The organism is Acinetobacter sp. YH12137, from assembly GCF_013418535.1.
Classification (GTDB): domain Bacteria; phylum Pseudomonadota; class Gammaproteobacteria; order Pseudomonadales; family Moraxellaceae; genus Acinetobacter.
Genome location: NZ_VPBW01000002.1, coordinates 155345 through 169382, shown reverse-complemented (window position 1 = coordinate 169382; position 14038 = coordinate 155345). Strand labels below are relative to the sequence as shown.

The 14038-nt window shown below is 43.7% G+C and carries 8 protein-coding genes; 3 read left to right on the top strand and 5 right to left on the bottom strand.

Features of this window, described 5'->3' with window-relative positions; translation table 11 throughout:
• Positions 1 to 28 precede the first annotated feature (28 nt).
• From FTU72_RS01975 to aspA, 4 genes are all read right to left on the bottom strand, one after another.
• Positions 29 to 463 carry an HIT domain-containing protein gene (locus tag FTU72_RS01975; protein ID WP_004786072.1) on the bottom strand — a complete coding sequence of 145 codons (435 nt, stop codon included), beginning with the start codon at positions 461 to 463 and terminating at the stop codon, positions 29 to 31.
• Between the two features lie 226 nt (positions 464 to 689).
• Positions 690 to 4151: a transcription-repair coupling factor gene (gene mfd, locus FTU72_RS01970; protein WP_179992328.1), complete on the bottom strand. Its 3462-nt coding sequence runs from the start codon at positions 4149 to 4151 to the stop codon at positions 690 to 692.
• Positions 4152 to 4275: 124 nt separating this feature from the next.
• Entirely contained in the window at positions 4276 to 4635 is a 360-nt protein-coding gene (locus FTU72_RS01965; RefSeq protein WP_179992327.1) for a hypothetical protein, read from the bottom strand.
• Positions 4636 to 4759: 124 nt separating this feature from the next.
• The gene (aspA, locus tag FTU72_RS01960; RefSeq protein WP_179992326.1) at positions 4760 to 6208 is read right to left on the bottom strand and encodes an aspartate ammonia-lyase; all 1449 of its coding nucleotides are present in this window, start codon (positions 6206 to 6208) and stop codon (positions 4760 to 4762) included.
• Between the two features lie 413 nt (positions 6209 to 6621).
• Between aspA and putP the strand changes: the two genes are divergently transcribed.
• Complete coding sequence (gene putP / locus FTU72_RS01955; protein ID WP_179992325.1) at positions 6622 to 8136, top strand: sodium/proline symporter PutP; 1515 nt, start codon at positions 6622 to 6624, stop codon at positions 8134 to 8136.
• 54 nt (positions 8137 to 8190) lie between these two features.
• Here the strand turns inward: putP and FTU72_RS01950 are convergent, their stop codons facing one another.
• Positions 8191 to 8688, bottom strand: a complete 498-nt coding sequence (locus FTU72_RS01950) for an Lrp/AsnC ligand binding domain-containing protein (protein ID WP_004786082.1) — start codon at positions 8686 to 8688, stop codon at positions 8191 to 8193.
• Between the two features lie 118 nt (positions 8689 to 8806).
• Between FTU72_RS01950 and putA the strand changes: the two genes are divergently transcribed.
• A complete protein-coding gene (putA, locus tag FTU72_RS01945) occupies positions 8807 to 12559 on the top strand; it encodes a trifunctional transcriptional regulator/proline dehydrogenase/L-glutamate gamma-semialdehyde dehydrogenase (RefSeq protein WP_179992324.1) in 3753 nt (1250 codons plus the stop codon).
• Between the two features lie 179 nt (positions 12560 to 12738).
• Entirely contained in the window at positions 12739 to 13821 is a 1083-nt protein-coding gene (gene trmA / locus FTU72_RS01940) for a tRNA (uridine(54)-C5)-methyltransferase TrmA (protein ID WP_179992323.1), read from the top strand.
• The last annotated feature ends 217 nt before the right edge of the window (positions 13822 to 14038 follow it).

Genomic DNA, 14038 nt, shown 5'->3' with positions numbered 1-14038 from the left:
GAATGGACCATAAAATGTATGTCAACGCTTAGTCCATACGCCAGTCAAATGGCATATCTCCTTGACCGCGTAAAGCCAGCATCAAGGTTTGACGCATATGTGCCAATACTTCACTGCTATAAGGAACTGCTGGAGTGCCCCATACCGGCTTAGGCCATGCCACATCGTTTTGATAACGAACCACATGATGAAAATGCAGTTGCGGCACCATATTGCCCAAAGCTGCGACATTCATTTTGTCGGCACGGAATACACGCGCTAACTGGCTAGATAACCAGCTTGATTCACGTAAAAACTGCTCTTGGTCAGCTTGGCTCAATTCATATAATTCGGTAATGCCTGGTACACGCGGAACCAGAATCAACCACGGAAATTGCATATCATTCATCAAACGACATGTTGATAAAGGAAAGTCGCCTACAAAAAACGTATCTTGAGCAAGTTGTGGATGCAAACTAAACATATCTTTATAAATGATGCAAAATTAGAATGATGGCTAATACTACCATATACAATTGCGGCTGAGTATTGTAAGCGGGTGCTTTAGGGCAATTTTGTATGAATTGTGAAGGACAAAACGGCAAACTATTAGCTTAAATAATTTCATATGAAAACAAGCTGATATTCACACTATATTTATAAAAATGAAATATAGCGTGAATATTCATATTCTATAAAATCTAAAACTATTAATTTAGCTCTTTTAATAGGCTATCCAGTAAATCGCTGATGAACTGGATTCTTTTTTGATAATCTTCCAGCATCACCATCACTTTTAATCGCTGACCGCCTTCCATCCTGAAATATGTCGGATGTTTCTGCATCATCTGGATAATACTCATGGCTTGAACTGGCGTATCTGGTGCAAATTCGATATGGCCACCCTGCCCACCAATGTCAATTTTAGTGATGCCCAATTGCTCGGCTTTAAGACGTAGCTGATGCACAGCAAATAATTGTTTCACCGGTTGCGGCGGAATGCCAAAACGGTCAATCAGTTCCATACGGATATTATCGAGTTTTTCCTGAGTATCAGTATTACTGATGCGTTTATAGAACAGCAAGCGCTGATGTACATCACCCAGATAATCGTCCGGAATCAGGGCTGGCATATGCAGGTTGATTTCCGCAGTTAAAGACAGTGGTGCATCAAAATTCGGCGTTTTACCTTTTTGAATCGCTTTAGTCGCCTTTTCCAGCATTTCCATATACAGGCTATAGCCGATCGCCTGCATCGAACCACTTTGCTGCTCACCTAGAAGTTCACCTGCACCGCGAATTTCCAGATCTTCGGTGGCCAGCATAAAGCCTGCACCCAAAGTCGAGGCACGTTGAATCGCTTCCAGACGTTTTTCTGCATCACCTTTCAAGGCTTTTAGGGATGGCACTAACAGATAGGCATAAGCCTGGTGATGCGAACGCCCAACCCGGCCACGCAACTGGTGTAACTGTGCAAGACCGAGCTTGTCTGCCCGCTCAATAATAATAGTATTGGCATTAGGTACATCAATCCCGGTCTCGATAATAGTCGAGCACACCAGAACATTGTATTCCTTGTGATAGAACTGCTGCATCACCTGCTCCAGTTCACGCTCACGCATTTGCCCATGGGCCACAATGACACGTGCTTCCGGCACCAGATTCCGGATATTTTCTGCAGCACGGTCAATGGTATCGACTTCATTATGCAGGAAATAGACCTGACCACCACGCAGTAATTCACGCAGAATCGCCTCTCGAATGGTGTCGCTGGTATGTTCCTGCACAAAAGTTTTTACAGCCAGACGGCGTGCTGGTGGTGTTGCAATAATGGACAGATCACGCATACCACTAAAGGCCATATTTAGGGTACGTGGAATTGGCGTTGCTGTTAGGGTCAGCATATCCACATCGGCACGCAAGGCTTTAATACGTTCTTTATCACGCACCCCGAAACGATGTTCTTCATCGACAATCATCAGTCCCAGATTATGGAACTGGACATTTTCCTGTAAAAGCTTATGGGTGCCGATGACAATATCGACTTTGCCATCCGCTAAACCCTCAATCGTTTTGGTATGCGCTTTAGATGAACCGAAACGGGAAAGCACCTCAATCCGAACTGGCCAGTCCGCAAAACGGTCTTTAAAAGATTCATAATGCTGTTGTGCCAGCAAAGTGGTAGGCACTAATACCGCAACCTGACGGTTATTTTGAACTGCGACAAAGGCTGCCCGCATGGCGACTTCAGTTTTACCAAAACCGACATCACCACAGACCAGACGGTCCATTGGTTTTGCCAGTTGCATATCATATAGTGTGGCTTCAATCGCATTGGCCTGATCCGGTGTTTCTTCATAAGCAAAGCCGCTAGCAAACTGCATATACAGACTTTGATCAACCTCAAAACTGATGCCCGGCTTAGATGAACGACGTGCCTGAATATGTAATAACTCGGCTGCGACATCATGAATCTGTTCCAAAGCCTTACGTTTGGCTTTATTCCAGGCATCCGTACCCAGTTTATGTAACGGTGCGAGATCTGGATCGCCACCACTATAGCGGCTGATCAGATGCAGGTTAGTCACCGGCACATAGACTTTAGCGCCTTCAGCATAGTCCAGTTGCAGAAATTCATGGTCCTGATCATCGATACTTAAAGTAATTAAGCCTGCATAACGTCCTACACCATAATCAATGTGTACCACTGGTGCACCAATGCTTAGCTCGGTCAGACTGCGGATCAGGAATTCTTCTGATACTTCCTGCTGACGCTTGCGACGACGTTGGACCACACGATGTTCGTAAAGCTGATTTTCCGAGATCACACTGATCCGATTTGTCAGAACCAGACCACGTTCCAATGGTGCACTGGTAATCGCAATCGCATGCAGAGAATCGACAAAAGCATCAAAGTTTTCTACGGTCGGAATATCGCCCAGACTTGGGCGCAGCGCATCTTTTAAGGTTTCACGACGACCAGCACTTTCAGCAACCAGTAAAACCGGATGATCGGCCGCATCAATATATTTTTTGACTTCGGTAAAGGGCTTTTCACGTTTTGGATCAACAGGCAAGCGTGGTGGTAACTGGGTATCCAGATTAATCACGCCGGCTTTCTCATCAAAAGCTTCTTGTGCCGCAATGATGCGACTAAACTGATTTAGCTGTTCTAAAAGCTGATTGGTCGGACAGAACAGTGCTTCAGGCGGCAGAATCGGCTGATCAATATTATGGCAGCGATCTTCATAACGGCGAGTTACGTCCTGCCAGAACTGTTCTAAACTCTGCTCCAACGCCTTATCTGTAATGACAATGCCATTCTTTGGTAAGTATGAAATTAAGGTACTTTGCCCTTGCATCGCTTCATGACTAAAGAATAAAGGCAGGTAGAACTCAATTCCCGGTGAAGCAATGCCATCCATTACATCCTGATAAATTGGATTTTTCTTTGGATTAGCTGTGGGGAAAAATTCTGCATAACGGTCACGGAAAGTAGCACGACCCTCCTTCAGTGGAAATTCTTGTGCAGGTAATACGGTAAATTGTTCTAGAGTTTGCGTAGTACGTTGCGTTTCCGGATCAAAAAATTTCAGGGTTTCAATTTCATCATCGAACAGGTCAATCCGGATTGGTGCATCCTGACCTGAAGCATATATATCGATAATGCTACCGCGAACTGCAAATTCACCATGGTCATAAACGGTGTCGACCAGATGATAACCAGCCTGAATCAGTTTTTTCTTTTGCTGTTCCAGATCCAGCTTTTGCCCGACTCGAATATCGAAGTGTTCACCCAGCACCCATGAAGTAGGTGCAACACGCTGTGCCAATGTAGAAGCTGCCAGCAACAATACGCCACCTTGGGGCATATTAGATAAAATTGCCAGACGTTCAGAGACGATATCCTGATGCGGTGACAGACGGTCATAAGGCAAAATTTCCCAGTCTGGAAATATGGTCGGTTTAATCCCATAAAATTCCAGTTCACTTTCCAGTTGACCCAAATGCTGGTTATTACGCGCAACAATAACAAATAGACGCGATCGTTGCTGCTTGATAATTTCTTTCAGCAATAATGCAGTAGACGAGCCTTGCAGATTGCCTAACCAGCGTTTCTCGCCTACCTTGAGCTTTGTTAAATTAAGTTGGGAAATTTCTTGTTGGAACATGTATATAGCTTTAAAGTCTAAACAACATGAAGCTTATACTATCACGATGATCTGGTGCTATTTCGTTATTTTTATGCAGTCGTTACAGATTGACTGCATAGGATAAAATCAGCCTATGATTCAGTTATTTTTTATCACGTAAAAAGTTACGATAATAGTCATTCAACTTTTTCACAATTGCTTTGAATTGCAGCAGGTTTTCTTCAGTATTTCCTAATCTTGCATTAAAACGCTGATTGGCAATTTCCAGATCAATTTTTTCATTAATGATCATTGCAGTTGAATATAGCGCTTTTAAATCATCAAAAGTTTTCATGCGTCGGTTAGACAAATATTCCAGTCGCTCACCCAGCTCCTGATTTAAATTAATCCCATCCACAATATAGCCAGTCCCTTCTACATATTGGATATGATTCTCTTCCAGAAAAATCTGAGCCGGATCAGGTTTATTTGATTTAAATAAGTTGCTGATTTTATCAAACATGCTATGCACTCAATTCATTGTGTCATCGATATAGTCTAGATGAAAATGCCCCAAACCCACAGACGGGATTTGAGGCAAATGGTTAAAATCAGCACGAATCTATATTCGGCTCATCCTTAAACTTTCAGGATACCTGTTCCCATTGATTCATCATTGGGACTTCTGAAACCAGATTTTCAAAGGCAAAAATTTCATCCAGCTGAATTTCACTTAACAAACCCAGTTCCAGCACCACTTCGGGTACAGTTTTATTTTCACGAATACATTGCTTGCCAATTTCATCACAAGTGGCATGACCTAAAAGTGGTTCCAGTAAGGTGATAATCCCGATACTGCGCATCACTGCATTTAAACAGTTCTGTTCATTGGCCTGAATCCCGGCAATACATTTTTGTTGTAGGGTCTGCATACCTTGAGTTAATAATTGGATGGATTCATTTAAGGATACTGCAATGACCGGCTCCATAACATTAAGCTGTAATTGCCCTGCTTCTGCTGCCATTGTCACAGTCAGGTCATTACCAATCACACGAAATGCAATCTGATTGACTACTTCTGGAATAACCGGATTGACCTTAGCTGGCATGATAGAAGAACCCGCCTGTAATTCTGGCAAACGGATTTCCGCTAGACCGGTACGCGGGCCAGAACTTAAAAGACGCAAGTCATTACAGATCTTGGATAATTTAACAGCCAGACGTTTCAGGCTGCTTGATAGAATAATAAACACGCCGCAATCGCTGGTCGCTTCGACATAATCTTCCGCGCCTTTTAAAGGTAGGCCAGTAATTTTCGCTAAAGTTTGTACTGCATGTTTGGCATAACCATCTGGAGTATTCACGCCGGTTCCAATGGCGGTCGCACCCAGATTCACTTCCAGCAATAACTGACGCATTTGCTCAATCAGCTTCAGGTCTTCTTTTAATAAGGTTGCGAAAGCACGGAATTCCTGTTCCAGAGTCATTGGGACTGCATCCTGTAACTGGGTACGCCCCATCTTGATCACATATTGAAACTCTGATGACTTGCTATATAAAGTATCAATCAACGATTTTTGTACATGAAGCAGTTCATCCAGACGTGTATAAGTCGCTAGACGTAGTGCCGTGGGATAGACATCATTGGTTGATTGTGAAGTATTCACATGATCATTTGGATGCAGGATATGGTAATCGCCTTTACGATGCCCGAGCAATTCTAGCGCCCGATTTGCAATAACCTCATTCGCATTCATATTGATAGAAGTACCAGCTCCACCCTGATAAGGATCAAGCGGAAATGCCTCCTGCCAGTCCTGAGGTTGATGAATTAATTCATCACAGGCTTGTTGAATAGCACTACTTTGTTGTTCTGATATTTTCTGAAAATGTAAATTCGTTTGTGCTGCTGCTTTTTTAACTTGCGCCAATGCGCGAATAAAGTGTGCTTGCTGACCTACTGCCAGACCTGAGATCTGAAAATTCTCAATCGCACGCAAAGTATGAATACCATAATAGCTGTGCTGGGGAATTTGTTTTTTCCCCAATAAATCCTGTTCAATTCGACTTGATTCTATTTGCAACATATTGTCCATGTCATATTACTCTTAGCAATGATGCACCATTCAGAATGGCATTCATTCACTATGAAGAGAGGCCCTAAAAACAAATAGAAGTGATTTAAGCAGGATTTGAAACAAAATATGTCTAATTCGAGATTGTTGTTATTTTTGTAAAATTGTGTAATTAAAATACAAAAGTTCAATGAATTTAACTGTTTATTAAAATTATTTATTTTTCTTCAAAACCATGTGTAACTTTGTATTTTATAACCCTCTACTAATTCTTCATTTATATGAGAAAATTCTTAATTTACATAAAATATACACAAAAGCTGCTCAACTGTTACAGAGTGTAATTTTTAAACCATGTTTGAATCACTGCCCTGTGAATGCAGTTCAAAAATCATCCCGGATGATGATGTTTAAAATTTAAGGATACTCTGCCTATGAGCTCGCTTAACCCAACACTGATTACTTTTATGTTTTATATCGTCGCCATGATTGGGATCGGTTTATATGCCTATCGTGCGACGTCCAATTTTGATGAATATATTCTGGGTGGGCGAAGTCTGGGCAGTGTAGTGACTGCGCTTTCCGCAGGTGCATCCGACATGAGTGGCTGGCTGCTGATGGGCTTACCCGGAGCCATCTATTTTTCCGGTCTGTCAGAAGTCTGGATTGCGATTGGCCTGATTATTGGCGCCTGGCTGAACTGGTTACTGGTAGCTGGCCGTCTGCGTGCCCATACTGAATTTCAGAACAATGCTCTGACCCTGCCTGATTATTTCACCAGCCGTTTTGCGGATAAGAAACGAATCTTACGCTTACTATCAGCCATTGTGATTCTGGTGTTCTTTGCAATTTACTGTGCTTCCGGTATGGTCGCAGGTGCGCGTCTGTTCGAAAGCCTGTTTGGCTGGGATTACACGACAGCACTTTGGCTCGGTGCAGTGGCCACGATTCTGTATGTGTGTATTGGCGGCTTCCTGGCAATCAGTTGGACCGATACCTTTCAGGCTGGCTTAATGATCTTTGCGTTGCTTATTACACCCATCATTACCTATCTGGCATTGGGTGATAACGCTCAACAGGTGGGCACCCTACTGGAAACTGCCCGTCCACATGCATCCAATATGCTGGAAGGCCTAAGTTTTGTCGCGATTATTTCTAGCTTGGCTTGGGGCTTAGGCTATTTTGGTCAGCCACATATTCTGGTGCGCTTTATGGCGGCAGATTCGGTCAAAACTATTCCTACTGCACGCCGGATCGGCATGACCTGGATGATTCTGTGTCTGGTGGGTGCAATGTCGGCGGGCTATATCGGGATTGCTTATTTTGCAGCAAATCCTGACCTTCCTGCTGCTGCAATCGTCAACCAGAATCCTGAAACCGTGTTTATGGAATTGACCAAAATCCTGTTTAACCCTTGGATTGCAGGCATCATATTAGCGGCAATTCTGGCTGCGATTATGAGTACATTGAGCTGCCAGTTACTGGTCTGCTCGACTACCCTGACTGAAGATTTATATAAGGGTTTCCTACGTAAAAATGCTTCGCAAAAAGAACTGATCTGGGTCGGTCGTGGCATGGTGATTGTGATTGCCTTGATTGCAATTTCATTGGCCATCAATCCAAACAGTAAAGTTCTGGGTCTGGTGGCTTATGCCTGGGCTGGCTTTGGCGCTGCCTTTGGTCCTTTGATCATTTTCTCACTGTTCTGGAAACGTATGACCCTCAACGGCGCGATTGTCGGAATGGTGATGGGCGCCGTGACTGTAATTGCCTGGAAAAATTATATGGGTGATACTAGTCTGTACGAGATCATCCCGGGCTTTATTCTGGCAGCGCTAAGTATCGTGATTGTGAGCCTATTGGATAAAGCGCCAAACCACGATGTCGTCAATCGTTTTGAACTGGCAAAAGCCGAATATCAGAAAGAAATGGCTGAAATGAATAAATAATCTTTCTATTTCAAATTAAAAAGGGACTTCGTGTCCCTTTTGTTTTGTCTGAATTTATACCTTAGCTTTAGCCGGCATTTTCAGCTTGATCTGCTGGGTTTCCTTGATCACTTCCATTACTGGATAACTACGGGTTTCTTTTACCCCCGGTAATTGCCACAAAATATCACCGGAGATTTTTCGGAATTCATCCATATTGGCACAGCGGATTTTCACCACAAAATCAAAACCGCCACTAATCATATGACATTCCACGATATCGGGAATATGCTGTACCGCCTCGGAAAATTCTTCCAACACATTCGGTGTGGTTTTATCCAGCAGAATTTCGACAAAGACCACAAAACCGTTATTCAGCATAATTGGATTAAGTCGCGCTTCATAACCGAGAATAAATCCCTCCTTAGTCAGTTTTTGTACACGCGCCAGTACCGCAGTTGGTGAAAGATTCACCATCTCTGCCAGTTTAATATTGGAAATTTTCGATTCAGACTGCAGCAAATCAAGGATGCGAATATCTATTCGGTCAAGGCTTAAATATGGGCTATTCATTAGAATTATTCTCTAAAAATGATACAAACTATAGTGAGATATTCGTCAATTATTTTGGGATTATAGATTAAAACTCATTCAACTCAAAGAACCGATTGACGCAGTACAGGAAGTCACTATGTCCACCACAATACGCCCGAATTCGCACTCGAATGCAGTGAAGCAATCGAATTACATTGCTGAATTTAAGGATAAAAACCAATATGAACAGCGCATCAATACCGCATGGCGACGTGCCGAGTCCGAGTGCATGGAAACGCTGCTGGAACATAGTGAAATTTCTTCAGAACTGACAGATAAAATTCAGTGCCTGGCTTTTGATCTGGCACATTCCCTGCGCGAGCGTAAAGGCTCAGGCGGTAAAGCCGGTATCGTACAAGGACTGCTTCAGGAATTTTCGCTCTCTTCTCAGGAAGGGATTGCCTTGATGTGTCTGGCAGAAGCCTTACTACGTATTCCAGATACAGCAACCCGTGACTTACTGATCCGCGACAAAATCAATCAGGGCAACTGGAAAGAACATCTTGGTCAAAGCCAGCTGATGTTTGTGAATGCTGCGGCTTGGGGGTTAATGCTCACTGGAAAGCTGATGGAAACTCCACAGCAGAAAAGCCTGTCGAGTTTATTAACCGGTCTTTTAGCACGTAGTGGCCGTGGCATCATCCGTAAAGCGGTGGACGTCGCAATGCGCATGATGGGTGAGCAGTTTGTCACTGGCGAAACCATTGATGAAGCCCTGAAAAATGCAGAACGACTAGAAGATAAAGGTTTCCAATATTCTTATGACATGCTTGGTGAAGCAGCGCTGACCGATCCAGATGCGGAGCGTTATTATCAGGACTATCAAGACGCCATTCATGCTATCGGCAAGGCATCAACAGATAAGGATGTTTATAACGGTCCCGGTATTTCCATCAAACTGTCTGCACTGCATCCACGTTATCAACGTTCACAAATGGATCGTGTGAATGATGAACTGTATAGCAAGGTACTGAATCTGGCAGTTCTGGCGAAAAACTATAATATCGGCCTGAATATTGATGCCGAAGAAACTGAGCGTCTGGAAATTTCCTTAGAGCTTTTAGAACGCTTGTGTTTTGAACCTGAACTCGATAACTGGAAAGGCATTGGTTTTGTGATTCAGGCCTACCAGAAACGCTGCTTCTATGTCGTGGATTACATCATTGATCTGGCTAAACGCAGCCAGAAACGCCTGATGATTCGTCTGGTGAAAGGTGCGTATTGGGATAGCGAGATCAAGAAAGCCCAGATCGAAGGTATGTCTGATTATCCGGTATTTACCCGTAAAGTGCATACTGACCTATCCTATATTGCCTGCGCACGTAAACTACTGGCAGAACCGGACTATATTTACCCACAATTTGCGACACATAATGCGCAGACTGTTGCCACGATTTATCAGCTCGCTAATCCAGACCGCTATTATGCCGGTCAATACGAATTCCAATGTCTGCATGGCATGGGTGAACCGCTATATGAAAATGTGGTAGGTGATAAAGCGGCTGGTAAACTTGGTATTCCATGCCGGATCTATGCGCCGGTCGGTAACCATGAAACCCTACTGGCCTATCTGGTTCGTCGCTTGCTAGAAAATGGCGCGAATACCTCTTTCGTCAATCGCATTGCTGACAAGAGTTTAAAAGTCGAAGACCTAATTGAGAATCCGCGTCAAACCATTTTAAAAGCAGCTCAACAAGAAAATGCCTTAGGTGCCAAACACCCGCAGATTCCTTATCCAAAAGATTTATACGGTGCTCTGCGTCCAAATTCGTCCGGTTTGGATCTGGCCAGTGACGCAGACCTGCAAGCCTTAAATGAAGTTGCAACTGACTTGGCGAATAGCCAATTCCAGGCTGCTGCAATGGGTACTGCTTTCTCAGAAATTAACAGTCATCCTGTACAGATTATCAACCCAGCCCAGCATCAAGATGTGGTGGGTACTGTATATGAAGCAACGACTGAACAGGCTGAAATAGCCCTGACTCAGGCCGTAAATGCACAAAGTTTCTGGAGCAACTTGCCAAAGAATGAACGTGCTGCCTGTCTCAATAAAGCCGCTGACCTGATGCAGGAACGTCTGTTACCACTGATGGTCCTTCTGTCTCGTGAAGCCGGTAAAACTTATGCCAATGCGATTGCGGAAGTTCGCGAAGCAATTGACTTCCTGCGCTATTATGCTGGCCAGATGCTGGACCTGTCTAATGATGTACATATTCAGCCTTTAGGAACTGTACTCTGCATTAGTCCTTGGAACTTCCCGTTAGCGATCTTTACCGGACAGATTTCGGCGGCATTGGTTGCTGGCAATACAGTCATCGCAAAACCTGCTGAACAGACTCCGTTGATTGCCGCTCAAGCTGTGCAGATTCTCTGGGAAGCGGGTATTCCACAAGATGTACTGCAATTATTACCGGGTCGTGGTGAAACCATTGGAGCTCAACTCAGCCAAGATTCACGCATCCAAGGCATCATGTTTACCGGTTCTACTGAAGTAGCAAAAATTCTACAGAAGACCGTAGCAGAACGACTGAATCAGTTTGGCGAAAGCGTCACTTTAATTGCCGAAACTGGTGGTCAGAATGCCATGATCGTAGATTCATCAGCGCTCACCGAACAGGTTGTGCTGGATGTAGTTAACTCAGCTTTTGATAGTGCTGGTCAGCGCTGTTCTGCCCTGCGTGTACTCTGTGTGCAGGAAGACAATCTGGATACTGTGCGTAAGATGCTACAAGGAGCCATGCAACAGCTACGTGTCGGCAATCCGGTTCTACTCAAAACCGATATTGGTCCAGTGATTGATGCCGAAGCACAGCAGAATATCCAGAAACATATTGATCAGATGCGCAGTAAAGGTCATCAAGTTCATCAGCTGATGTTTAATCAAGATGCTTCTGATCTGGCTCAAGGGACTTTTATTCCACCGACCTTGATTGAACTGCCGAATTTAAATGATCTTGAGCGTGAAATCTTTGGTCCAGTACTACATCTGATTAGCTATAAAGCCGGCGAGCTGCCACAACTACTAGATCAGATCAACAGCAAAGGATATGGCCTGACTATGGGCCTACATACCCGGATCGATGAAACCATGCAGACTGTAATTTCAAAAGCACATGTCGGGAACTTGTATATCAACCGAAATATTGTCGGTGCTGTGGTGGGTGTACAGCCCTTTGGTGGTGAAGGTCTGTCTGGGACTGGTCCGAAAGCCGGTGGTCCACTTTATATCTACCGTTTAATGCATCAGGTGTCTGAGAAGAAACTGGCTCAGCCTTATGCGATGCAGTCTGCTCAGGCACTACTTAAAAATCCGGTGTCGCAAGATTTTAAGGATTGGGTAAGCAAGACTTTTCCACGGGTTTCTTTGCAAGCTCCTGCTCAGATTGCAACGGGACATAGCTTTAGCCTGCAAGGTCCAACGGGTGAAGAAAACCAGTACATGATCTTGCCGCGTGAGAGTGTGCTCTCTCTAGCAGAAAATGATATGGATCAGATTCAGCAAATCTTGGCGATCTTATCGGTTGGTAGCCGCCCGGCCGTACTCGCAGACAATACTTTTATACTCAAGTATCTGCAAAGCATGCCCGCGAGTGTGGTGAAAGCTATTAAAGTTATCAAAGATATTGAATCAGGTGATTTTGAGGCTGTACTGCATCATGGCGAGACCACTGCATTGATGGATTTGCAGCAACGTATTACAAGACGACAAGGAGCTATTGTAGGTATCACGCATTTAAGCTCTGGAAATTATGAGATTCCAGTGGAGCGTTTCGTGATTGAACATGCAATCAGTATCAATACCGCAGCTGCAGGTGGTAATGCTAGTCTCATGACCATGTCAGGCCTATAAACAGCTTTAGTACTTAAATTATTTTAATCCCTTTCCTCTTATGGTCAAATCTCTCCCCTTTGAAGATTTGGCCTTTTTTTAACAGCTTTTCCAGCCTGTTTCCCTGAATAGCCTTAGGCAGAACAGCAAATTTTTGCTACCATCTTGGCTTTCAAAATATTTGCGATTTTTTACTGCATATGACCTCATCTTATCAGCAACAACTGGATGTCAAAGTTGAACGCATTAGCGTGCAATTTGCCGAATATCAACCACCTGCCCTTGAAGTATTTGAGTCGCCTGAACAGTACTATCGCATGCGTGCTGAATTCCGGATCTGGCATACTGAAGATGACCTGTTCTATGCCATGTTTGAACGTGATCAGAACAATAACAAGAAAGTGATCCGTATTGATGAATTCCCTGTGGCTGACCGCAGTATTAATGACTTAATGCCGCAATTGCTAGAAGCCTTCAAAGCCGATGCAACTCTAGGCCACCGCCTATTTGAAGTCCACTTTCTAGCAACACTAAAAGGTGAAGTACTGGTTTCCCTGATCTATCACCGTAAACTGGATGAAAGCTGGGAACCTGCAGCTAAAGCACTGGCTGAAAAATTGAAGATCAAGCTGATTGGTCGTAGCCGTGGCCAGAAATTTGTCTTGAGCGATGAGTTTGTCGTAGAAGAACTCACTGTATTTGACCGTAAATATCAGTACAAACAGATCGAAAGCAGCTTCACCCAGCCGAATGCGCAAGTCTGCCAGAAAATGCTGGAATGGGCATGTAATGCCGCGCAGCAATCTGACAAAGATCTGTTAGAGCTGTATTGTGGCAATGGTAACTTTACCCTGCCATTGTCTACCCGTTTCCGTCGTGCATTGGCAACTGAATTGGCCAAGTCATCTGTGTATGCGGCTGAATGGAATATCGAGCAGAACGGTATCGACAATATTCAGGTAGCACGTCTATCTGCTGAAGAATTTACGCAAGCTTTTAATGGTGAACGTACTTTCCGCCGTCTGCAAGAAGCCAATATTGACCTGTCAACTTATGACTTCGATACGGTATTCGTCGATCCCCCACGTGCAGGGATCGATGATGAAACACTGAAACTGCTACAGCGCTTTGAACGAATCATCTACATTTCTTGCAATCCGGACACATTACACGACAATCTGAAACAATTGTCCCAAACCCATAAAATTACCAAGTTTGCCTTGTTCGATCAGTTTCCTTATACCCACCATGTAGAGTCAGGCGTACTGCTGGAAAAACGCTAAAAATATTGTTTCAATTTATTTTTTTGTTACATAAATGGAGCTTTTGTTAGCTCCATTTTTATACATAAAATTAGTAACTTATGCATGAATTATCTTGTTTCAATCAAATAATATCGTTCAAAATCTTATCTCCAATCGAAAATTTGAAATACTGACTGCTGCTTTTATCACATAGGTCCTATTGCTTTATTTATTAAATTGGATATATTTCACCCTA

Coding starts and splice junctions, on each gene's coding strand:
- FTU72_RS01975 (WP_004786072.1), bottom strand. CDS start 463: ATGTTTAGTTTGCATCCACAACTTGCTCAAGATACGTTTTTTGTAGGC.
- mfd (WP_179992328.1), bottom strand. CDS start 4,151: ATGTTCCAACAAGAAATTTCCCAACTTAATTTAACAAAGCTCAAGGTA.
- FTU72_RS01965 (WP_179992327.1), bottom strand. CDS start 4,635: ATGTTTGATAAAATCAGCAACTTATTTAAATCAAATAAACCTGATCCG.
- aspA (WP_179992326.1), bottom strand. CDS start 6,208: ATGGACAATATGTTGCAAATAGAATCAAGTCGAATTGAACAGGATTTA.
- putP (WP_179992325.1), top strand. CDS start 6,622: ATGAGCTCGCTTAACCCAACACTGATTACTTTTATGTTTTATATCGTC.
- FTU72_RS01950 (WP_004786082.1), bottom strand. CDS start 8,688: ATGAATAGCCCATATTTAAGCCTTGACCGAATAGATATTCGCATCCTT.
- putA (WP_179992324.1), top strand. CDS start 8,807: ATGTCCACCACAATACGCCCGAATTCGCACTCGAATGCAGTGAAGCAA.
- trmA (WP_179992323.1), top strand. CDS start 12,739: ATGACCTCATCTTATCAGCAACAACTGGATGTCAAAGTTGAACGCATT.